General features: G+C 44.8%; 27 protein-coding genes and 3 pseudogenes. 15 read left to right on the top strand and 15 right to left on the bottom strand.

Annotated features, from left to right (window positions below; genetic code table 11):
* Positions 1-357 precede the first annotated feature (357 nt).
* Together ACO6VG_RS20065 and ACO6VG_RS20070 are read right to left on the bottom strand one after the other, a co-directional pair.
* Positions 358-837, bottom strand: a pseudogene (locus ACO6VG_RS20065) (IS66 family transposase).
* Complete coding sequence (locus ACO6VG_RS20070; protein WP_422133943.1) at positions 767-919, bottom strand: IS66 family transposase; 153 nt, start codon at positions 917-919, stop codon at positions 767-769. The pseudogene ACO6VG_RS20065 and the gene ACO6VG_RS20070 overlap by 71 nt, the downstream one beginning before the upstream one ends.
* Here ACO6VG_RS20070 and ACO6VG_RS20075 point away from each other — a divergent pair.
* The 7 genes and pseudogenes from ACO6VG_RS20075 (at position 918) to ACO6VG_RS20105 (ending at position 4,885) form a co-directional block, all read left to right on the top strand.
* Positions 918-1,721 (top strand): group II intron reverse transcriptase/maturase, encoded by an 804-nt coding sequence (locus ACO6VG_RS20075; protein WP_422138097.1) that lies wholly within the window; start codon positions 918-920, stop codon positions 1,719-1,721. The two genes, ACO6VG_RS20070 and ACO6VG_RS20075, sit on opposite strands and share 2 nt — an antisense overlap.
* Positions 1,722-1,768: 47 nt before the next feature.
* Positions 1,769-2,275, top strand: coding sequence for a helix-turn-helix domain-containing protein (locus tag ACO6VG_RS20080; protein WP_422138098.1), 507 nt, complete (start codon positions 1,769-1,771; stop codon positions 2,273-2,275).
* 93 nt (positions 2,276-2,368) lie between these two features.
* Positions 2,369-2,992: a hypothetical protein gene (locus ACO6VG_RS20085; RefSeq protein WP_422413857.1), complete on the top strand. Its 624-nt coding sequence runs from the start codon at positions 2,369-2,371 to the stop codon at positions 2,990-2,992.
* 317 nt (positions 2,993-3,309) lie between these two features.
* Entirely contained in the window at positions 3,310-3,483 is a 174-nt protein-coding gene (locus ACO6VG_RS20090) for a hypothetical protein (RefSeq protein WP_422133947.1), read from the top strand.
* A 257-nt stretch (positions 3,484-3,740) separates the two neighbouring features.
* Positions 3,741-4,100, top strand: a pseudogene (locus ACO6VG_RS20095) (group II intron maturase-specific domain-containing protein); the annotation flags it as partial.
* A 144-nt stretch (positions 4,101-4,244) separates the two neighbouring features.
* Entirely contained in the window at positions 4,245-4,487 is a 243-nt protein-coding gene (locus ACO6VG_RS20100) for a FitA-like ribbon-helix-helix domain-containing protein (protein WP_422133948.1), read from the top strand.
* Positions 4,484-4,885, top strand: a complete 402-nt coding sequence (locus ACO6VG_RS20105; protein WP_422133949.1) for a type II toxin-antitoxin system VapC family toxin — start codon at positions 4,484-4,486, stop codon at positions 4,883-4,885. Before ACO6VG_RS20100 ends, ACO6VG_RS20105 begins: the two co-directional genes overlap by 4 nt.
* 45 nt (positions 4,886-4,930) lie before the next feature.
* Here ACO6VG_RS20105 and ACO6VG_RS20110 read toward each other — a convergent pair whose 3' ends face one another.
* Entirely contained in the window at positions 4,931-5,314 is a 384-nt protein-coding gene (locus tag ACO6VG_RS20110; protein WP_422441838.1) for a hypothetical protein, read from the bottom strand.
* A gap of 93 nt (positions 5,315-5,407) precedes the next feature.
* Here ACO6VG_RS20110 and ACO6VG_RS20115 point away from each other — a divergent pair.
* Positions 5,408-6,969 (top strand): IS3 family transposase gene (locus tag ACO6VG_RS20115; RefSeq protein ID WP_422475291.1). Its coding sequence is split into 2 segments (ribosomal slippage): positions 5,408-5,870 and positions 5,870-6,969, totalling 1,563 coding nucleotides; the frame shifts between segments, so codons are not numbered across the junction.
* Between the two features lie 25 nt (positions 6,970-6,994).
* On the opposite strand, the gene ACO6VG_RS20120 is transcribed toward ACO6VG_RS20115, so the two are convergent.
* Positions 6,995-7,261, bottom strand: a complete 267-nt coding sequence (locus ACO6VG_RS20120; RefSeq protein WP_422413476.1) for a hypothetical protein — start codon at positions 7,259-7,261, stop codon at positions 6,995-6,997.
* Between the two features lie 258 nt (positions 7,262-7,519).
* On the opposite strand from ACO6VG_RS20120, the gene ACO6VG_RS20125 reads away from it, so the two are divergent.
* Genes ACO6VG_RS20125 through ACO6VG_RS20145 form a run of 5 tightly spaced genes read left to right on the top strand, consistent with a single transcriptional unit; the run spans position 7,520 to position 10,693 of the window.
* Entirely contained in the window at positions 7,520-8,155 is a 636-nt protein-coding gene (locus ACO6VG_RS20125; RefSeq protein WP_422475293.1) for a reverse transcriptase domain-containing protein, read from the top strand.
* A gap of 1 nt (position 8,156) precedes the next feature.
* Complete coding sequence (gene tnpA, locus ACO6VG_RS20130) at positions 8,157-8,465, top strand: IS66 family insertion sequence element accessory protein TnpA (protein WP_422452199.1); 309 nt, start codon at positions 8,157-8,159, stop codon at positions 8,463-8,465.
* A 2-nt stretch (positions 8,466-8,467) separates the two neighbouring features.
* Positions 8,468-8,851, top strand: coding sequence for an IS66 family insertion sequence element accessory protein TnpB (gene tnpB / locus ACO6VG_RS20135; RefSeq protein ID WP_422452200.1), 384 nt, complete (start codon positions 8,468-8,470; stop codon positions 8,849-8,851).
* Between the two features lie 5 nt (positions 8,852-8,856).
* A complete protein-coding gene (tnpC, locus tag ACO6VG_RS20140) occupies positions 8,857-10,407 on the top strand; it encodes an IS66 family transposase (protein WP_422472703.1) in 1,551 nt (516 codons plus the stop codon).
* Between the two features lie 55 nt (positions 10,408-10,462).
* Positions 10,463-10,693 (top strand): group II intron maturase-specific domain-containing protein, encoded by a 231-nt coding sequence (locus ACO6VG_RS20145; protein WP_422475295.1) that lies wholly within the window; start codon positions 10,463-10,465, stop codon positions 10,691-10,693.
* Positions 10,694-10,982: 289 nt separating this feature from the next.
* Here ACO6VG_RS20145 and ACO6VG_RS20150 read toward each other — a convergent pair whose 3' ends face one another.
* From ACO6VG_RS20150 to ACO6VG_RS20175, 6 genes are all read right to left on the bottom strand, one after another.
* The gene (locus ACO6VG_RS20150; RefSeq protein WP_422133951.1) at positions 10,983-12,404 is read right to left on the bottom strand and encodes an ATP-binding protein; all 1,422 of its coding nucleotides are present in this window, start codon (positions 12,402-12,404) and stop codon (positions 10,983-10,985) included.
* Positions 12,405-12,550: 146 nt separating this feature from the next.
* Positions 12,551-13,069, bottom strand: a complete 519-nt coding sequence (locus ACO6VG_RS20155) for a GNAT family N-acetyltransferase (RefSeq protein ID WP_422133952.1) — start codon at positions 13,067-13,069, stop codon at positions 12,551-12,553.
* A 171-nt stretch (positions 13,070-13,240) separates the two neighbouring features.
* Positions 13,241-13,501, bottom strand: a complete 261-nt coding sequence (locus tag ACO6VG_RS20160) for a helix-turn-helix domain-containing protein (protein WP_422138103.1) — start codon at positions 13,499-13,501, stop codon at positions 13,241-13,243.
* Position 13,502: 1 nt separating this feature from the next.
* Positions 13,503-13,688: a type II toxin-antitoxin system mRNA interferase toxin, RelE/StbE family gene (locus ACO6VG_RS20165; RefSeq protein ID WP_422475298.1), complete on the bottom strand. Its 186-nt coding sequence runs from the start codon at positions 13,686-13,688 to the stop codon at positions 13,503-13,505.
* Positions 13,689-13,887: 199 nt separating this feature from the next.
* Entirely contained in the window at positions 13,888-14,424 is a 537-nt protein-coding gene (locus tag ACO6VG_RS20170; protein ID WP_422133955.1) for a hypothetical protein, read from the bottom strand.
* Positions 14,425-14,511: 87 nt separating this feature from the next.
* A complete protein-coding gene (locus ACO6VG_RS20175; RefSeq protein ID WP_422133956.1) occupies positions 14,512-15,027 on the bottom strand; it encodes a GNAT family N-acetyltransferase in 516 nt (171 codons plus the stop codon).
* A gap of 225 nt (positions 15,028-15,252) precedes the next feature.
* Here ACO6VG_RS20175 and ACO6VG_RS20180 point away from each other — a divergent pair, with 225 nt between their 5' ends.
* Complete coding sequence (locus ACO6VG_RS20180) at positions 15,253-15,579, top strand: site-specific integrase (protein ID WP_422475300.1); 327 nt, start codon at positions 15,253-15,255, stop codon at positions 15,577-15,579.
* Positions 15,580-15,646: 67 nt separating this feature from the next.
* Positions 15,647-15,878, top strand: a pseudogene (locus ACO6VG_RS20185) (transposase); the annotation flags it as partial.
* Positions 15,879-16,139: 261 nt separating this feature from the next.
* Here ACO6VG_RS20185 and ACO6VG_RS20190 read toward each other — a convergent pair.
* From ACO6VG_RS20190 to ACO6VG_RS20210, 5 genes are all read right to left on the bottom strand, one after another.
* Positions 16,140-16,481: a cupin domain-containing protein gene (locus tag ACO6VG_RS20190; RefSeq protein WP_422133958.1), complete on the bottom strand. Its 342-nt coding sequence runs from the start codon at positions 16,479-16,481 to the stop codon at positions 16,140-16,142.
* Positions 16,482-16,505: 24 nt separating this feature from the next.
* Positions 16,506-16,934: a hypothetical protein gene (locus ACO6VG_RS20195; RefSeq protein ID WP_422138105.1), complete on the bottom strand. Its 429-nt coding sequence runs from the start codon at positions 16,932-16,934 to the stop codon at positions 16,506-16,508.
* Between the two features lie 3 nt (positions 16,935-16,937).
* Entirely contained in the window at positions 16,938-17,642 is a 705-nt protein-coding gene (locus ACO6VG_RS20200) for an aspartate/glutamate racemase family protein (RefSeq protein ID WP_422138106.1), read from the bottom strand.
* A gap of 102 nt (positions 17,643-17,744) precedes the next feature.
* Positions 17,745-18,149, bottom strand: a complete 405-nt coding sequence (locus ACO6VG_RS20205; protein ID WP_422133961.1) for an ACT domain-containing protein — start codon at positions 18,147-18,149, stop codon at positions 17,745-17,747.
* 58 nt (positions 18,150-18,207) lie between these two features.
* On the bottom strand, positions 18,208-18,846 hold the full coding sequence (locus ACO6VG_RS20210; protein ID WP_422475302.1) for an FMN-binding negative transcriptional regulator: 639 nt from the start codon (positions 18,844-18,846) through the stop codon (positions 18,208-18,210).
* Positions 18,847-19,549 lie beyond the last annotated feature (703 nt).

The following is a 19,549-nucleotide window of genomic DNA, read 5'->3' on the forward strand; positions in this document are numbered from 1 at the left end:
TCCAAGAACATCATCTCACCATCACAAAGAGCGAGAAATACATAGGCAGTTTGACACATATTTTTGCATTTTCAATTTCCTTCATAAAAGCATAACGAATCTGTAGAAAAAGGAGATTGCTACCATACGCAGAGTCTGAATACGCTTCTCATCGCCCTCACGATACTGCTCGTTCTGTGCTTCCTGAACGTCGTGCTTCTGATGCTTTTTCATCAGATGGGCGATCATCTGCTCGAGCTTTTTCTGTTTACTGGGCAGTTCCTTATGTTATGTGTCCCACTCCATTCCTTGCGGGCATTGGACGACATTTTACGACCATCAATAGCAAACATCTCACGACCAACCCGCTTTAGCTGATCACAGGTCATGAGGATCTCTAGAAACAGCAGACTGACAGGCTTGTGCATACACCAGTGTGTACAGAACCGCACTGCTGCGTGCACCAGCAATACTGTCTGAGAATAGCCAGCCTTTGTGCCCCATCACGAAGGGTTTGATCGCCCGTTCTGATGCGTTGTTGTCAATGCCCACAAGACCATTGTCCAGTTAGCGAACAAGGTACGTCCACTGGTTCTGCATTTAGCGAATCGCCTCACCCAGCTTGCTTTTGGGGGTGACATTCAGCGCCTGTTTTTCCAGCCAAACCTTGATTTTGTCCATCACCGGACCGGCGTCGTTTTGCCTCGCCAGGCGTCGCTCATCCGGTGTTTTGTCCCGCACTCTCTGTTCTATGGCGTAGCCATCGCAGTGCAGAGTCCCCTGATAGTCAGCTAAAATGTTCAGATCCACGCCCCTGCTGGTATTCGTAGATGACAATGGGTTTACTGTAAGCACCATTGCGATATAGCCACATATACGACTTGCTGGCCGCCTCTCGCCCTGGTTCTTTCAGCACTTGTAGGGTTGTTTCATCCGCCATGATCGCCAGACCCGACAAGGCAAAAGTGAAATTTCTTGGGACGTATATTAAATCCGATCCCAAGGGGCACACTTCCAAACATAAAAGTGGCCATGCGAAACGGGCAACACTTGCACGTACTGGTGCGGGCACCATAAGGCTCGAAGCTCCGATCATGGAGCTGATGGGCAAACTGGTTGAGGATGGATTTGCTAAGAAAGGGTCTTTTAAGGGAAAAGCGCGTAGAGATTTAATCCCGAGACAGGAATGGGAAATAGTCATGTACTACAACTCGGTCTTGGGAGAAGTTCTAAACTATTACTCTTTCGCTGCCAACAGGTCAAAAATGAGCTGGATGGTATACACGCTTCAAAGATCACTGATGCATACATTAGCGAGCAGCAGGCGCTGTTCAACCCGGCAAGTTTTGAAGAAAGGCAACGGTAAGATTACAGCCTTGAAGACAACTAAAGATGGTATACGACAGGTTAATTTTAATGGATACGGCAATAACCTGTCCCTGAAGGTGAACCAAAAAGCATTTAATGTCAGCGGCAAAGGTCTTGATCCTGAGAAATTGTACCTGAAGCGAATAAACCAGCGAACAAGGAGCAAGCTGGGGTGTCACTGTGCAATTTGCGGTAAACCCGATGATATTGAGATGCATCATGTCCGGCATACCCGCAAGATGGGTCAGGAAGCCAAAGGCTTTAGCAAGGTAATGGCGCAAATCAACCGGAAGCAAATACCGGTCTGTCGTGACTGCCACATGAAAGTTTATGACGGAAAGTACGACGGCATGAAGCTGTCGGAACTAGTGTAGTGCGACCTAATTAAAAATACATAAAGACTCCTAACGGTCTACTATGGATGTTATTCCAACCACTGCCTGTTTTTACTATGCGAGTTGCCACAGAGATAATACTTGATGCTTCTGAAGAAGTACGACTCAGAAAGATTACTTCGTCAAATACTTGCCCTGTTCGCCTGGCCCGCCGTGCTCAGATTGTTCTTCTCGCTGCAGAAGGAAAAAGCAATCTTGAGATTGCGCAAATACTGAAGATCGGTCGTCATCAGGTCAGCCGCTGGCGTGACCGATATGCCCAGGAAGGCTTCTCCGGGATTGAACAGGATCGAGCTCGCAGTGGCCGTAAAAAGCAGATTGATGCTGCTGAGATTGTGAGTCTGACCACAAACACCCTTCCGGAAAATGCCACTCACTGGAGCACCCGAACTATGGCTGCTGTTAGCGGTATCAGTGAGAGAAGTGTTCGCCGGATATGGCATGCATATGGCCTCAAGCCTCACCTGGAAAAGACATTCAAGGTTACGGAGAAAGACCAGTCCTTACCCGATTTATGCACTGGTCTCGAATAGTTAGTATTGCTAACACACATGTTTGTATTGGTAGAACTACTTGGCAGCAGCATTGTCAGATTAGTAATTAAATTGATTATTAAGGAGGATAAAGTGCAAGGAATAGATCAGGTAAACTTATTACAACCAAGTCCGCAAGACGCATCAAACCAAGAAAACCTTTCGTCAGGTAAATTTGCTAGTAAATCTATAACCAGTACATCGCTGAGCTTTACTTATTTTCCTAAAAGCCAAGCTTTCATTTCAGCTGTAAAGCTAACGGAAAGAGAGGCTGCTCAGCAAGATGTATTAACAATATATTATCCTCCAGGTAAAATTTTTTTTAGCTTTGGAGAATGTCAAAATGCATTGGGTTATGATAGTGGAAGTATGATTTTTAGTTATCATCCAGACCATAAAGCAGAGTTACATAAGCCAGAAAATCCTACTAGTAAAAATCACAAGTTAGACGGTTGGCACTGCCATATCAAAGTAAATAGAGCAAAGCTTTCTGATTTCTTAGGGAAAGTTTTAACAAGGCATAATGTAGATACGACTGACGTTGCTCTTCATAAAAAACAATTTTTATATTCGATGTCTGCGCTCAGAGAAACACCCAGTCTCAGCGGGCTTACCTTTAAAGATGGCAGTATTACACAAAACTCTGAATGTACCAACATGAAAAAAAGCTTAGCTTTAAATAAAGCTGATTTTATGTCAGTTGAGCATATTGATTGAAGTGCCTAACGCTTGGTTCAGCTGCGCCGTAGGCGTCACCTGGAACCACTTGGTACGCCCGGCATGGGCATAAACTTATGGAGTGAAAGTCCCCTGTGAGTAAACCAGCATCGAATCTTGCGCCTAATAAGCCAACCGATGATAACCACTAGCTTAAGGCAAGTGCAATCCCGCGAGGGATTGTGCGGAGGCAGTCTAGGCTGCATAGGTGCGAGCCGACGTAGACTGGGCGTCCCCCAGAAATCGCATACAAGGCCGACTCTCGTGGGCAAGTGAGCCAAAGGTCAAAAAGCCTTCTGGTTTGAGAGATACGGTAAATGCGGCGGTCGTCTGCATGGATGCAGGACGCGGAAGCTTTGTGCACTGACGTGCGCCAAGCCATACTGGATGGAACATATAGGCCATCTCCGGTTCTTCAGGTTGTTATTGAGAAGCCCGATGGAGGAGAACGGTTGCTGGGCATTCCAACGGTTCAGGACAGGGTTATATAACAGGCCATAGTGCAGGTGTTGACCCCGATCTTTGACCCCGGATTCTCCAACAGCAGCTTTGGCTAAAGACCAGGAAAGTCTGCACGAGATGCTGTGCAACAGGTTAAACGCTATATCAAACAGGGGCTAAATCAGGCAGTTGACGTTGATCTGAGTAAATTCTTTGATACCGTCAGCCACGATGTACTCATGTCAAGAGTCTCTCGTAAGAAGAGCCTGCAACGCTTCAAACGGAAGATACTCAAACTCACCAGTCGCAGCTGGGAGTGTCAATGGATTACCGACTACGAAAGCTTGCCGAATATATCAGGGGCTGGATGGGTTATTTTAGGATAACCGAATATTACCGCCCCATACCGCAACTGGATCAATGGATACGTCGGCGCATCCGTTGCTGTTTTATCAAGCAGTGGCGTAAGCCGGAAACCTCTTATATAAATCTGATCAAGTTAGGCGTTGACCATGTCAAAGCCGCCTCGATCGCAGCCAGTAGCAAAGGGTATTACCGGTTGGCCAAAACCTTTGCAGTGCAGCAGGCATTGAACGACAGCTTTCTTGCAAACCTTGGACTTGTTTCTCTGAAAGACTTATGGATCAGGTTTCACCATCCTCGGTGAACCGCCCGGTGCGGATCCGCACGCCGTGGTGGTATGGGGGCTGGAGGTTAGAGACCTGCGGCTACCCGATTTTGGTGCGTTGTTTGACTGATTGACACTTTGCAACCATAATGAAACCATTATGACATTTCAGGAGGTTAAGCAATGCCAGCCATTACGGTTAAAAACATACCCGAAACTCTTTATAACAGGTTGAAAGAAGCGGCTTCCGCCCACCACAGAAGCATAAATAGTGAGTTAATTCATTGTCTTGAGCAAATGCTTTTGCCTAAGCGAGTGAACCCTTCCGAGCACTTGCAGCGTGCCAGAGAGCTACGTAGAGGGATTGATGCCAATCTGGTTGATATTGACGATATCCAAGATGCGATTAATAAAGGCAGAGCATGATTGTTGTTGATACCAATGTACTCGTTTATTTGTACTTGCCAACGAAATACACCCCGCATGCGGAAAAGCTTCTCGAAATTGACCCGTTGTGGGTTGCTCCTCACCTCTGGCGTAGCGAATTTAGAAATGTTTTAGCACTCTATCTGAGAAAGGAGCTTGTTACCTACGACAAAGCTCTCCAGATACAGAATGAAGCTGAAACATTAATGTCTGGTAATGAATATGACATCAAATCACTGAACGTGTTATCTCTTGTAAATCAGAGCAACTGCTCAGCATACGACTGCGAATATGTTTCTTTGGCTATGAACCTTGGGACAAAACTGTTCACGATGGACAAGAAGGTAATTTCTGAATTTCCTCTGATAGCAGAGCCATTGCGCGATGTGAAGTTGTGAGCACCTAACGCCTTAATAACCTGTGCCGCCAGGCAACAGGCTGATTTATTTGTTATCAGTTTTGCGCAACCATATTCGACCTACAAATGCATAAATAATTAATATTGCAAAGCACGCCCCCAAACCAACCCAATCCATATATTCTTTAAACATGAAGCCTGCAAAGATTACTAAAGCTATGTATAGAGCACCAAACAGATCGATTACAAAGTTATGTTTTGCATCCTGATTGATCAAGTAAAGCATCAGCAGTGCTATAGGATAAGCTACAGCAAAGCAGTATACACCCAACGCAATAAAAGCTAGTGAGGTATTTGCGAGTTCTGAATCAGGCACCCCACGGGTAACTATGAACAATCCTAACCCAATACCAACGAGCATACCGCTTGCGATAAAGCCGCAACTTATTCCTGCTCTACAAGGAGCCAAAAAGATTTTTTCGAACCCCTCTGTGTCAGAATAGATGTCGCCTCTTTTGATTCATGACTCTCAATAACTGAGAGCATTTAGAAAGAGGCTGTTATGACTCGCTACTCCAAAGAAATGAAAGAGTCCATTATCCAGAAGATGATGCCGCCAAATAATGTTTCCGTGGCTCAGCTTAAAAGAGAAACCGGCATTACTGATGCGACCCTGTATACTTGGCGCAAACAGGCAAAAGCGCAAGGTGTAGTCGTGCCCGGTGATGGTAAGAATCCTCAGCAGTGGAGTGCTGAAAACAAGTTCGCGGTTCTGATGGAAACCGCCAACATGAACACAACAGAGCTATCCGAATACTGTCGTAAGAAGGGTCTCTACTATGAAGACCTGCAGCAGTGGAAAGCTGATTTTATCGCAGGCAGCACAAAGCCTGCTGAATCCCGTCAGGTACAGGCCGCTGCCAGACGAGATGACAAGAAGCGCATCCAGAAACTGGAAAAAGAACTCAAACGCAAAGACAAAGCACTTGCTGAAACCGCAGCACTGTTGGTTCTAACAAAAAAGGCAAACGCGATCTGGGGGGAGCGCGAGGACGATTGATTCCTCTCCCTGATCGCAAGGAAGCCGTTGCTTTAATCCAGGAAGCTGTTTCACAGGGTGCACGTAAAGTGAAAGCCTGTGCTGCGCTCAACCTGTCGATACGCACGGTTCAGCGCTGGCAAAAAGATGTAGAACAGGTGCGGGAAGATCAGCGTCAATACGCAGACCGGCCAATGCCTGCCAACCAACTAACCAAGAGTGAGCAAAACGAGATTCTGAAAGTCTGTAACAGCGAGCGATTCAAAAGTAAGTCGCCATGCCAGATTGTACCGACACTGGCCGACGAAGGTGTTTATATAGCTTCTGAGTCAAGCTTTTATCGAGTGCTGAAGGCCCATAATCAACAGCATCACCGCGGTCGCAGTCAGAAGCCCGCAAAGCGGAAGCCAACATCGCATCGGGCTACGGCACCGAATCAGCTCTGGTCGTGGGATATAACATTCTTGGGGTCGCCCATCAGGGGTAAATATTATTATCTCTATTTGGTTCTGGACGTCTATAGCCGCATGATTGTGACCTGGGAAGTCCATGAAAGGGAGTCCTCTGATCTGGCTGCTCAGATGATCCGCAAAGCCTTCATGCAGAATAAAATCAGCCTTCAGGAGCAACCACTGGTTCTGCACTCCGATAATGGCAGCCCAATGAAAGGGGCGACCATGCTGAGTACTCTTCAGCAGCTGGGTGTACAGACATCGTTCAGCAGGCCACGCGTGAGTAACGATAACTCATACTCAGAGTCAGGCTTCAGAACCATGAAATATCGTCCCGGGTATCCGAATCACTTCGCCAGTCTGGAGTCAGCCAGAGAGTGGGTGTATGGGTTCGTAAACTGGTACAACATGGAGCATAAGCACAGTGGCATCAAGTTCCAGACCCCCTACGACAGACACACAGGGAAGGCTCAGAAAAAGGTTCTGAATCGTGAAAGAGTTTACCGTAAAGCAAAAGAGCAACACCCTGAGCGATGGGGAAGCCGTGAAACCAGAAACTGGCAATTACCGGTAGAGGTGTGGCTTAACCCTGAGCGATCAGAGAATCAGCAGCATTGTGATTTAGCTGCATAAGTTGAGGCGACATCTACCTTGAAAGTTACCGGAACCACCACTTTTCATTATGGTTCTTAGTCCCTCCCCAAGTAACTAAAGCAGTAGCCAATAGACTTAGAATACTCAATATAAAGAAGTATCCGATCGAGATAGGTTCTTGAATCAAATTTAAGTACCAACCTGGCAAGTCCCCACTAAGATCTACAAAACAGCCACCCAGAACAACCAATAGCATTCCCGCAACCAGGAAAACAAAAAGGCTTTCAAAAGCCGAACCGATCGATGTTTTTTCAAACGTTGATTTACTCATAATGTATCCCTACTGATAACGCCTGCAGCAAGGGCGCGAACACAGTGAGCCTCCCTTTGACTGCACTTGTTAAAAGGCGGTTGCTGCCCAACGTGATTGTTTAATCCGTGCTCTCTGAGTTTGTGGCCAACAGGTTAGGCTGGATGCTCAAAGTTTGATGCTTGCCTGACCATATCTAACCTTTCCATTACTGCCAACGGTATCGATGGCGTCGTCATTGAGGCTTACCCTGACCTTGCCAAACAGCACTGGCCTTCAGTGCGCCAAGCCATACTGGATGAAACATATAAGCCATCTCCGGTTCTTCGAGTTGTTATTGAAAAGCCCGGTGGAGGAGAACGGCTGCTGAGCATTCCAACGGTTCAGGACAGGGTTATACAAGAGGCCAGAGTGCAGGTGTTGACCCCAATCTTTGACCCCGGATTCTCCAACAGCAGCTTTGGCTACAGACCAGGAAAGTCTGCACAAGATGCCGTGCAACAGGTTAAACGCTATATCAAACAGGGGCTACATCAGGCAGTTGACGTTGATCTGAGTAAATTCTTTGATACCGTCAGCCACGATGTACTCATGTCAAGAGTCTCTCGTAAGATTCACGACAAGCGCCTGTTAAAACTGATTGGCCGCTTCCTCCGCGCTGGTTTCATGATCGATGGGCAATGCTACCCTACCCGGGTAGGCATGCCACAGGGCGGTCCTCTTTCACCGCTGCTGTCCAATGTACTTCTCGACGACCCGGACAAGGAACTGGAATACCGGGGCCACTGTTTCACCCGTTACCTTGAGCGCCCATTAAAACTGACCGTCAACGGTAACCGCTCATTTGAGGACGTCTTCAAAAATCACAACCTGACTGCCAGCCTTTCCCCTGCAAACAACGCAGGAGATACCTAACGTGAAGCAACTGACAAAACCCTTTACCCGTCTCAACCCTGAGCAGTGGCAACAGATCATTGATCAGCAAATAGCCAGTGGCTTGAGCCAGAAAGCTTTTTGCCAAACTCAAAACATAAGCCTGGCAACATTCACAAACTGGAAGCGCAAACTCAGGGATAACGACAACACTGACTCCTTTGATATCGCTCAGGCTTCTGCCCCGGAATGGGTTGAAGTCCCAAACGGGCTGACTGAACCTCCAGCCAGCTTAAACTGGCAGTTGGAACTTGAGCTGCCCGGTGGTGTTATTCTTCGTATGCGTCGCTGATCATGTTTTTTCCAGAATCTCAGGTTCGGATCTGGCTCTACAACCGGCCCACCGACATGCGTAAATCCTACGACGGCCTGTCTGCCCTGGTGAGAAACAAACTTGAAGAAGACCCACTCAGCGGCCAGCTGTTTGTCTTCATCAACCGCAAACAAACCCAGTGCAAGGTGCTGTATTTTGATCGCAGTGGATACTGTATCTGGAGCAAACGACTGGAACAGGGTCAGTTTCATACTCATGCAGGCAAATCCATCAAGCAAACAATGGCGTGGACAGATCTGAAGCTCATCCTTGAAGGCATTGATACCCGCTGCGTTCAGCAATATAAACGCTACAAACATCAACCGTCCCGTTACACAAAAGGAGAGTCAAAGGTCTATCTTTAACCGCCATGAAATTACCTGTTTCGACCCCCGGCACCACTGACCAGGACCTGCTCCAGCAGATCCTGGTCTTGCTGTCGGAGCGTGATCAGGAAATAGCTTCTCTTAAACATCAGCTGGCCTGGTTTAAACATCAGCTATTTGGTGAAAAATCCGAAAAGCGCCTGATTGAGAATCCGGACCAGCTGGCGCTGGGAGAAATCCTTCAGGACAAGCCTGAAGAGCAGGAAACTCCCACAGAAACCATCACTTACGAACGGCGGAAAAAGAATCGCCCTGAAGACTGTGTGACCGATCAGGGGCTGCGCTTTACTGAAGATGTACCGGTTGAACTCATCCCGATGCCTGCTGCAGAAATGAAGGGTGAAGACGCAGACCAGTACGAAATCATTGACTACAAGTACACCTATCGGCTGGCGCAGCGCCCTGCCAGCTATGTCATCCTGAAATATCAGCGCGAAGTCGTTCGCCATAAGCCCAGCCAGACGCTAACAACGGTAGCCGCACCATCAGGATTATTTGATCGCAGCTTTGCCGATGTCAGCTTTATCGCAGGTCTGCTGGTAGAGAAGTACCGCTTTCACGCACCGCTTTACCGCCAGCATCAGAAACTTGAGTCCAGTGGTATTACTATCAGCCGTGGAACCCTGACACATCTTGAGCAGCGTGCCGGGCACTTACTCAAACCCATCGCTGACGAAGTGCTCAACAGCTGTCTGGAAAGTCGTGTCCTCACTCTGGATGAAACGCCCGGAAAAGCGGGCCGTAAAAGCAAGGGCAAGATGCAAAGAGGCTACTTCTGGTGTTTTTACGGAGACCAGAATGAGATAGCTTTTACTTTCTCCACCACTCGTTCTGGCAGGGTCGTAGAACCTTATCTGAAAGAGTATAAGGGGGTCTTGCTGACCGATGGTTATTCGGAATACGACCGCCTGTGCATGAAATACCCCAAAATCATCCATGCCCAGTGCTGGACACATAGCAGGAGATACTTCGTTAAGTCACAAGAGGTCGAGCCAGAAGCCGCAAAAGAGGCGCTGGACTGCATAGGTGCGATCTATCAAGTCGAAGACGAAATCCGCAAAGCTGAGCTGCAAGGCGAAGCAAAGCGGGAATACCGCCAACAGAATGGCAAGCCACTGGTTGATCAGTTCTTTAACTGGCATGAAGAACAACTTCGTCGCCTGAATCTGGTGAAAAGCAACCCATTGAGCAAGGCTCTTGGCTACGTGAACAAACGGGAAAAAGAGCTACGGCTTTATCTGGATAATCCGGATGTCGCCATTGATACGAATCACCTGGAGCGAAGTCTCAGGTGTATCCCGATGGGGAGAAAAAACTGGCTTTTTTGCTGGACAGAAGAAGGAGCAGACAATGTTGCCGTGTTCCAGACGTTAATCGTCAGTTGTCTTCTTGCAGGCATTGATCCATACAAGTACTTCGTCGATGTGCTTCAGCGCATCAGTTACCATCCGGCTCGAGATATCCGGGAGCTAATCCCACGAATCTGGAAAGAGAAATTCGGGGCCAATCCGTTAAAATCCGATCTCGATAAGTAGGGGGAGTCTATACCCTGCTTGAACGCTTACCGTCAACGCCACCAAAAGCAAAGTGGTGAAAGCCACTGAAGCCGAGTTCCTGAGTTTTACCTTCACAGGGAAGCGAATCCTCTGGTCAGAGAAGAGCTTGCAACGCTTCAAACGGAAGATATTCAAACTCACCAGTCGCAGCTGGGGAGTGTCAATGGATTACCGACTACGAAAGCATGCCGAATATATCCGGGGCTGGATGGGTTATTTCAGGATAAACGGATATTACCGCCCCATACCGCAACTGGATCAATGAATACGTTGGCGCATCCGTTGCTGTTTTATCAAGCAGTGGCGTAAGCCGGAAACCCGTTATATAAATCTGATCAAGTTAGACGTTGACCATATCAAAGCCGCCTCGATCGCAGCCAGTAGCAAAGGGTATTACCGGTTGGCCAAAACCTTTGCAGTGCAGCAGGCATTGAACGACAGCTTTCTTGCAAACCTTGGGCTTGTTTCTCTGAAAGACTTATGGATCAGGTTTCAACATCCTCGGTGAACCGCCCGGTACGGATCCGCACGCTACGTGGGGTGGGGGTTGGAGGTTAGTATCCTCCGGCTACCCGATTTAGCCCTCCGAGTATATTTGCCCCCAAGGTGTATGCGTAAGCAGCACTAGGCCTATATCGTAGCTTAACACCATCAACGGTTTGTTTCTGAGTTATTGTTTTTGTGGTTACTAAGCCATCATCTAAATCATGCTGCTTTATAAATGCGATAATCCCCTTTAGAACTCTAGAGTCAGAGCATGGTAAATCAGACCACTTTACTTCAACACACCAGTAAGGCTTTTGAGTTGCAAGATTTAACCACACAATATCAACTTCGCCTGCCTTCCAACGAGCATAGTGTAAGTTTTCTATATTGGGATTATGTACCCACTGACTGAAGATTGCTGTTTCTGTCAAGGTTCCCATTGCTTCATGGTTTCCCTCCACAGGGCCAAAAAGAGCGGCCCTCATTGAAGGGTTTGTAAGATATACCTTAAACGTTGTTGCCCTTTTGAATTTTTTTGCACTAATATCTACACGATGAATAATCTTTATTAGAAAAGCAGCTTCTAAATACTCAATATATTTTTTTATGGTATTTTTTGAAACACCTGACGACTTTGACAATGACTCTAAAGTTATTTCATTACCTGTGTTATAGGCTATAGCATTAAAAAGTTTATTCAATTCTTGAACATCATTTATCCCATAAAGACTTGGTAAGTCTCTTAAAAGCACTTTATCAATTATGTCACTCTTTATATATCTAGAGCTGTCTTCTTGTATCAATGATGAAAATACAGCTTCAGGATAACCACCATAGTTAAGATAGTTTACAAACTCTTTGTTTAGTTCTTCTATATCTAATGCTTCCCAAAATTCATCATCATAGCTCATGAGTTTATCTGACTTATTGATAAACGAAATGTACTCAGCGAATGTTAGAGATGGGAGATGAAACTCTGTGAACCGACCTGCACCTGATTCACGGCTTTTCAATTTAAGAGCAGCAGCGGCTGAACCTGTGGCAATATACTTATGAGATGCATATGAATCAACAAGTGATTTTAAATGAACTTCCCAGTTTGGAAGATATTGTATCTCATCAAAAATTATATAGAGTTTGCTATCTCTCTTATGCTTAAATTCTTCATTAAAAAAATTTAAAATTTGTTCAAGCGAAAGACCCGTATATATAGGTGTTTCCAAAGAAACATAAAGAATGCTGGTCGGACTAACACCTTCTTCAAGTAACTTTCCAATTGTATGGTAAACCATAACAGTTTTACCAACTCGTCTAGGCCCCATTAAGACAGCAGCTCTATTTATAGATGACTCTCTAACCAATTCAAAGAAAGGAGTAAAGTAAAACCTCTTGGGATAATTTTGGTACCTAGATTCAATATTGGAGGTTTCCCACCATGGGTTATCAAAGTAGAGGCGCTTTATTATTTCATTGCCAGATATAGTTAACATGAAAATTACTATAAGATCAATTTATTGATTTTAAGTTTACTCTGGAGCCAAATAAAGTCAAGGGATTGATCTTAGCTAGATTTAGGAGGGCTAACGCTTGCAGCAAGGGTGGCGAACGCAGTGAGCCATCCCTTTGCCTGTAACTGTTATGTTGCATGTGGATGGCGGTAGATTTGCCAGAGCCCACCTCTGAACTCTGTTTCTTTTTCGAGATTTGCACCTACAGATTTCGCTAGCTTTATTGATGCCAAGTTCTCTGAATGAATAAAACTTATCAAAGACAAATCTGGCATATATTTTTTGCCAGTTGCTTGAACAATCAGAGTTGCCTCCTTTGCAAAGCCATGTCCCCAGAACTCCGGAGCCAGTGCCCACTTTATTTCTGGAGATGGCCAGTCGTTAGGATACCAGAAGCCTACTGGACCCAGTACAGCGTTACTGGACTTTTCTACAACAGCATAAGGGCCATAACCTCGTAGTTGCCAATGGCCAATCATTCCTGCCATAGCTCTCCATGTTTCACCCTCTGTAAAAGAGCGACCAGTTGTGAATTTTGTAGCTACTGAGTCACAATAATATTTGTGCAAATCAACCCAATCACCGTCTTCGAATTGTCTGAGAATTAATCTCTCTGTTTCCAACACTTTGGGGACAAAAAAGTCCATTTGATGAATGACTCCTTTGATTTGTATGCAACATAACGCCTAAATCAGGTGTGCTGTAGGCGTCACCTGAATTTTTTTATGCGTCTGTTTGATACACCATGATCGTTGTTGTTACAGAATTCTGCTCTGCTTGATGTAATGCTTGAAAGCCATGTTTGAGATATAAAGCAATTAAGCCGCTGATTCTTGATTAATATCCCAACCAGGAAAGACTAGAACGGCTGGATGACATTTTAAAGCACGAGCTAAGATCTTGGCCCTTTCAACTCCAAGATTGACTCGATTATTTTCGATTGCAGAAAGTGTAGACTGCGGTATCCCAGTTATTTCCGCAAGTTCATTCTGACTGAGCTCTTGAAGCTCTCGTACAATCCGAACCGAATCGCCCACTGACACCTCTACATGACGTTTAGCTTTCCTGTATTCGCTCATTTCATTTTCTCCTGTAGTCGTGTGGAGTTACTTTTACGACCTGCACAAGAACATTGTCTTTCTCAACTTTGTAAATCACTCTATATCGCATATTTAGGCGTGATGATCGAAAGCCCTTCCACTCTCCACGTAGGGCCTCATCATTAAACCCACGAATCTGTTTTAGGCCTCCAGGGCCTGAGATCATTACGATATCCTTCCATTATTCATACCTTTGCAAGACATCCTTCGGAATTTTTCGAAGCTGACCAGCCAATTTCTTATGTTCGTATATTTCCCACATACCAAATATAGTATATATATCATTTATAGTATGTCAATGATAGGTAATGCGGTTTAACGCCGCCAGCAGCGGAGAGCGTAGCGATTCCGACTGACTGGCCTTGTTATGCTTTTTCTATCGTCATAGTATTTTTTTTCGGCACAGACAAAACTAAAACATAGCCTAATATGACTGGAAGGGTGGCCCACTTAAAAACAGCAAGCCAAGAATGGATTAAAAATATATCATCCGAAAAAATTGCAGTATTTTCTAAAAAACGAAGTTCAATAGTGTTTTCAATGCAATCGAGTATTCCTGCTAGAAAAGCTAGGTATACAACCCAAGTATAAGAAAAGTGCTTAGATTTGTTGTTCTTGAAAATAAGAAATGACAATAATGATGAAAAAAACAAAGAGTAAGATACAGCATAGATATAGTCAGTAAATATCAATGATTTAAAATTGTTTATACCAGAATCCCCCCAATGTCTCACCAACTCGATACCAACCGATTTATTAAAAGCCAGCTGCAAGCCAATAACTTCAAACCCATTTTTACCATCAATTAATGGATTTACATAAAACATGACAATTGAAAACATAATGCATGTAGATATCAATGAACATATTATTAGTACTTTGTTGTTTAGTTTATCTAACATATTAAATCCTATTATTATAAACGTACGTAGCATAACGCTTGCAGCAAGTGTTGCGAACGCAGTGAGCCATCCCTTTGCCTGTAATTGTTATGTTGCATGTGGATGGCGGTAGATTTGCCAGAGCCCACCTCTGAACTCTGTTTCTTTTTCGAGATTTGCACCTACAGATTTCGCTAGCTTTATTGATGCCAAGTTCTCTGAATGAATAAAACTTATCAAAGACAAATCTGGCATAATTTTTTTGCCAGTTGCTTGAACAATCAGAGTTGCCTCCTTTGCAAAGCCATGTCCCCAGAACTCCGGAGCCAGTGCCCACTTTATTTCTGGAGATGGCCAGTCGTTAGGATACCAGAAGCCTACTGGACCCAGTACAGCGTTACTGGACTTTTCTACAACAGCATAAGGGCCATAACTTCGTAGTTGCCAATGGCCAATCATTCCTGCCATAGCTCTCCATGTTTCACCCTCTGTAAAAGAGCGACCAGTTGTGAATTTTGTAGCTACTGAGTCACAATAATATTTGTGCAAATCAACCCAATCACCGTCTTCGAATTGTCTGAGAATTAATCTCTCTGCTTCCAACACTTTGGGGAGAAAGTCCATTTGATGAATGATTCCTTTGATTTGTATGCAACATAACGCCTAAATCAGGTGTGCTGTAGGCGTCACCTGAATTTTTTTCATGCGTCTGTTTGATACACCATGATCGTTGTTGTTGAACCAAGCCGCTAACGCGGCAAAAAAATACCGTTCATCCCAGCCACCCCAACATTGCCAATACTTCCTGATATCCGTACCACTCCGGCGCGGCTTATATAAGGAAGCAACATGGAACGTTCTGAGCAAATCCGGTTTGACAAACTGTATCAAAAACACATCACCACCCTGAAGCTTCAGGGCAAAAGAAAATCAACCATTGATCTATACAGCAGGCCAATTCGGCGGCTGGCAACCTTCTTTGATCGTTCTCCTGACAGACTCAGCCCTGAGGATTTAAAAACCTATTTTGCCGCCCTTCTGGAAAGCCATTCCTGGAGCAAGGTCAAAACCGATTGTAATGGCCTGCAGTTTTTCTGGAAACATGTTCTGGGAAACCCTGTGGCTTTGTTGAAATCATCAAACCACCGACCGTCAAGCGACTGCCCGTTATCCTGAAGCCTGCAGAGGTAGAACGACTGCTCAATACTGCACGGAAACTGCGCTATTACACCATTCTGTTGACACAGGAGAAGACTTCCTGTGGCTGGTACTGAAACATGTATTACCCAGGCGACTTCGACGATCGCGGGATTACGGATTTTTACAGCAACGCAAAAAAACAATTATCACTGGTGCAACTGGTTTTAAATGTGATGGTCAAAGCATTCGAACCCGTGATTCGCCCGAAATTCACATGCAGGCGTTGCGGTGAGTCTATGAAACACATTGCGTTCAGTTTCCTGAAACCGACCTGAGCTATTGCCACATCAACAAAAACCGCCATTCACAAGCAAGGAGGAAATGTAAGCCCAGCCAGACAGATCCGACATATCCAAGACTACCGTAATGCAGTGGTCTGGAGACACTCATCCTGAATAAATAGCGTTCAGAAAAAACGTTTTGATTCAAGGTCCGCCAGAAAAGTAAACTTCAATAGACCTTTCTTACCAGAATTCAACCCGGGCTTGTGCAACAACAGGATAAGATTGCGGCTCGGCGCAATCTATCCTTATTCGTTATGCCCGTGCTTCGATACGATCACCATGACTCGGCGGAACAGATGTGACAACAAAAACCAAATCTTGAGAGCTTGTATTTTTAAGCTGATGTGGGACTTTAGCCGGAATATGCAAGCCTTGTCCTGTAATCAACGAATGAACCACTCCATCAGCTTCAATAACTGCGTTACCAGATAATATGTAGAAAAACTGCTCTGACTTTTGGTGAAAATGTCGAATTTCACTACAGCCACTGGGAACACGCTCTTGGATTACACTGAGCATGGCAGACTTTACGAGATGCCAACCATCACACTTTTCGCCCCATTTGTAATGCTTGGCAGTATCTATAGAAACCACTTTCATTGCTTGCCTTTTTTTAACTTATGCTGGTTCTTTGCTTCTAGTAATTTCCTGAACTAACTCATTAAATTCACAATTTGCTGATATTTCCCAAGCATAATCTTCAGCGTATTGTGGGAGTGTGTGAATTATGTTATTGAAATATGTTTTCCTATTCTCATATCCAAGCCAATCAAAAAGGCTCCTGAGAACTTTTCTCGAAGCTTCGTCTTTCCCTTGAAGGGATAAATGACATGCTAAAGAAAAATAATTTCTGAACATCATATCTGTTCGGTTTGCCTTGTGGGACTCAATGATCTCTATGAGTTTTAGGAGTGATTCTTTTTTAGCCATTATATTTTTCTCACCGGTCAGATTGTAATTTGTTTTCTTGGTATAAGGGCATAACGCCTGCCTGTGCGGCACCGCTGCAAGCGGCGTCCCAGGAAGCTTGCTGCCGACACCACGCACTTGTTATGCGGCACTTTGACTGGTTGCCAACTTCACAGCTTGTGCTGCATGAATTTGTGTTGTGTCGTATAGCGGGATATTTGTATGCTGCTGTTGAACAAGCAACGCAATTTCAGTACAACCAAGAATTACCGCTTCTGCTCCTTGCGAATATAAGTTGCTGATAATTTCGAGATATTTTTCTCTCGATTCATCATTAATTTCACCAAGGCACAGCTCATTGTAAATTACTTGATGAATAATGTTTTGATCTTGATCGTTTGGAACAATAACCTCTATACCATAATTTTCTGAAACTCGATTTTTGTAAAAATCTTGCTCCATTGTGAATTTTGTACCAAGCAAACCAACCCGCTTTATTCCATCAGTGATAAGTTTTTCTGCGGTTGCGTCTGCAATATGAACAAGTGGTATTGAAATAGAAGATTGAATCTCTTCTGAAACCTTGTGCATTGTATTTGTACAGATGAGGATAAAATCAGCTCCACCCGCTTCAACTGATTGAGCGGCTTGAGAAAGAATTTTTCCTGTCTTATCCCAGCAACCAGAATGTTGCAGCTTTTCTATTTCATCAAAGTCAACACTATAGAGGCAGATTTTGGCGGAATGTAAGCCACCAAGTACTTCTTTGATACCTTCATTTATTGCTTTGTAATAGCTTGCGGTAGATTCCCAACTCATTCCTCCAAGCAGACCAATAGTTCTCATATTTTTCTCGTTTTACTCAATTGTTGATTTGTGCCACATAACCGCCTACATGTGGGGCGCCGTAGGCGACCCAGCCAGCTTGCTGGCGACACCATGTGCTTGTTAGCCGTTTTTCCCCGATATTTCGTGCAAAGCAGCTAATGCGGCGTGAGCTTTTTCAGATTGAACAAAAACATGATCATGAAAATATGCTGCAATTACATTTGCACTGACACCTTTTGACGCAAGTTTGTTTGATATTGCTGCTGTTAAGCCAACAGCCTCCAAGCTTGAATGCACAGTTAAAGTGATTTGCTTGTAGGTATTTTCAAAACTAATGCCAGCACTTTCAGCAGATTTTTTTGGTAAAACCAATGTTAAGCCCTCTGATTCATTGAAAGTAGCAAGAGGGTTTAAATTAATATACTCGGACAGTTGACCTGATACATTGCAAAATACAAATTCATCCTCAACTAGCACTGGGTTCATACTTTCCAGAAGTTTTCCAAGATCTACTATTCCTGACATTACGATACTTCTCGATGTTATTATGACGGCTAACGCTTGCAGGCTGCGTCCCAGACAGTTAGCTGCGTTCTGATTGTTGCATTTTTTTGGACACAGAAATATCTGTATTGTTTTCTGAAGCCGCCAAACCGTTTACGACACCTGAATAGTCTGATGCTGTTTTATTTTGACTTAACTTGAAGTTACCAACTATATCATCAATAACGACCTCCAAACCAACAACAGCATTTATCAGTTTTTTAGTGAACTCAAACGGAGTATCTGAAACTGACCAAGGAAGGGTTTGGTTTAGTTCATGAAAGTCAGAAATATTGTTGAGCAGCTGAATAATCCAGTCACTTTCATGTCTGAAAAAAATTCGACCTCTAACGTGTACGACAGAGTAATTCCATGTTGGAACGACTTTACCCGTTTCTTTCTTTGATGGATATAAATTCGGGCTGATATAAGCGTTTGGTCCATGAAAGATAAGCAGAACCTCCTGACCGTCTGAGACCTTTTTCCATAAAGGGTTTACTTTTGCAATATGGCTTTGAAGTATTACCTGTGCATTCTTTCGTTTCTGAAGATAAAACGGAATATGGTCAGCATCCAAAGTATTTTCAGCTGAAACTATTAGAGTGCCAAGCGGATGCTCTTGAATAAACTCATACAATTTATCCAAGTTTTCTTCTTTAAATTTTGATGGAATGTGCATATTTACTCTTAGCAGCTGACGCCTGCATCAGGTACACCATAGGCTTCACCTGAAGCACTTGGTACGCCCGGCATGGGCATGAACTTATGGGGTGAAAGTCCCCTGTGGGTAAACCAGCATCGGATCTTGCGCCTAATAAGCCAACCGATGATAACCACTAGCTTAAGGCAATTGCAATCCCGCGAAGGATTGTGCGGAGGCAGTCTGACTGCAAAGGTGCGAGCCGACGTAGACTGGGCGTCCCCCAGAAATCGCATACAAGGCCGAGTCTCGTGGGCGAGTGAGCCAATGATCACAAAGCCCTCTGGTTTGAGAGACACGGTAAATGCGGCGGTTGTGCACTGACAGTTCATGTTCTTATCCGGCGAGGTCTGTTCAACATGCGATTGGTTATTCCCAGTTCTCAGCCACTAGTTACAACAGGCTCGGCGAGCAAGATTCATCACCCTGTTCGAGCAAACCCGATGACAACCAATAGCGCCCAAAGGAGTAATCCTGTGTGGTGATTGAACAGAAGTCAGCAGACGTCATACGATTGCATGGATGCAGGAGCTAGAGTAACGCAGGAGCAGTTACCGCGTAGTTGTTCGACAGGAATCGTCAGCGAAGGACTGAACACCGATGACAAAGAGGAGACTGATTCCCTCAGCGCAGTGCAGCCGTCCGGCGAAACACTGTGTCTGGCGACAGAATCTTTAACCAG

The sequence above is a fragment of the Endozoicomonas sp. ALB032 genome (genome assembly GCF_049310125.1).
GTDB lineage: Bacteria > Pseudomonadota > Gammaproteobacteria > Pseudomonadales > Endozoicomonadaceae > Endozoicomonas_A.

What these genes read in the sequence shown, in the direction of transcription:
- ACO6VG_RS20075 (WP_422138097.1), top strand. Translation starts at nt 918, where the DNA reads ATGATCGCCAGACCCGACAAGGCAAAAGTGAAATTTCTTGGGACGTAT.
- ACO6VG_RS20070 (WP_422133943.1), bottom strand. Translation starts at nt 919, where the DNA reads ATGGCGGATGAAACAACCCTACAAGTGCTGAAAGAACCAGGGCGAGAG.
- ACO6VG_RS20080 (WP_422138098.1), top strand. Translation starts at nt 1,769, where the DNA reads ATGTTATTCCAACCACTGCCTGTTTTTACTATGCGAGTTGCCACAGAG.
- ACO6VG_RS20090 (WP_422133947.1), top strand. Translation starts at nt 3,310, where the DNA reads ATGCGGCGGTCGTCTGCATGGATGCAGGACGCGGAAGCTTTGTGCACT.
- ACO6VG_RS20100 (WP_422133948.1), top strand. Translation starts at nt 4,245, where the DNA reads ATGCCAGCCATTACGGTTAAAAACATACCCGAAACTCTTTATAACAGG.
- ACO6VG_RS20105 (WP_422133949.1), top strand. Translation starts at nt 4,484, where the DNA reads ATGATTGTTGTTGATACCAATGTACTCGTTTATTTGTACTTGCCAACG.
- ACO6VG_RS20120 (WP_422413476.1), bottom strand. Translation starts at nt 7,261, where the DNA reads ATGAGTAAATCAACGTTTGAAAAAACATCGATCGGTTCGGCTTTTGAA.
- tnpB (WP_422452200.1), top strand. Translation starts at nt 8,468, where the DNA reads ATGTTTTTTCCAGAATCTCAGGTTCGGATCTGGCTCTACAACCGGCCC.
- tnpC (WP_422472703.1), top strand. Translation starts at nt 8,857, where the DNA reads ATGAAATTACCTGTTTCGACCCCCGGCACCACTGACCAGGACCTGCTC.
- ACO6VG_RS20150 (WP_422133951.1), bottom strand. Translation starts at nt 12,404, where the DNA reads ATGTTAACTATATCTGGCAATGAAATAATAAAGCGCCTCTACTTTGAT.
- ACO6VG_RS20155 (WP_422133952.1), bottom strand. Translation starts at nt 13,069, where the DNA reads ATGGACTTTTTTGTCCCCAAAGTGTTGGAAACAGAGAGATTAATTCTC.
- ACO6VG_RS20160 (WP_422138103.1), bottom strand. Translation starts at nt 13,501, where the DNA reads ATGAGCGAATACAGGAAAGCTAAACGTCATGTAGAGGTGTCAGTGGGC.
- ACO6VG_RS20165 (WP_422475298.1), bottom strand. Translation starts at nt 13,688, where the DNA reads ATGATCTCAGGCCCTGGAGGCCTAAAACAGATTCGTGGGTTTAATGAT.
- ACO6VG_RS20170 (WP_422133955.1), bottom strand. Translation starts at nt 14,424, where the DNA reads ATGTTAGATAAACTAAACAACAAAGTACTAATAATATGTTCATTGATA.
- ACO6VG_RS20175 (WP_422133956.1), bottom strand. Translation starts at nt 15,027, where the DNA reads ATGGACTTTCTCCCCAAAGTGTTGGAAGCAGAGAGATTAATTCTCAGA.
- ACO6VG_RS20180 (WP_422475300.1), top strand. Translation starts at nt 15,253, where the DNA reads ATGGAACGTTCTGAGCAAATCCGGTTTGACAAACTGTATCAAAAACAC.
- ACO6VG_RS20200 (WP_422138106.1), bottom strand. Translation starts at nt 17,642, where the DNA reads ATGAGAACTATTGGTCTGCTTGGAGGAATGAGTTGGGAATCTACCGCA.
- ACO6VG_RS20205 (WP_422133961.1), bottom strand. Translation starts at nt 18,149, where the DNA reads ATGTCAGGAATAGTAGATCTTGGAAAACTTCTGGAAAGTATGAACCCA.
- ACO6VG_RS20210 (WP_422475302.1), bottom strand. Translation starts at nt 18,846, where the DNA reads ATGCACATTCCATCAAAATTTAAAGAAGAAAACTTGGATAAATTGTAT.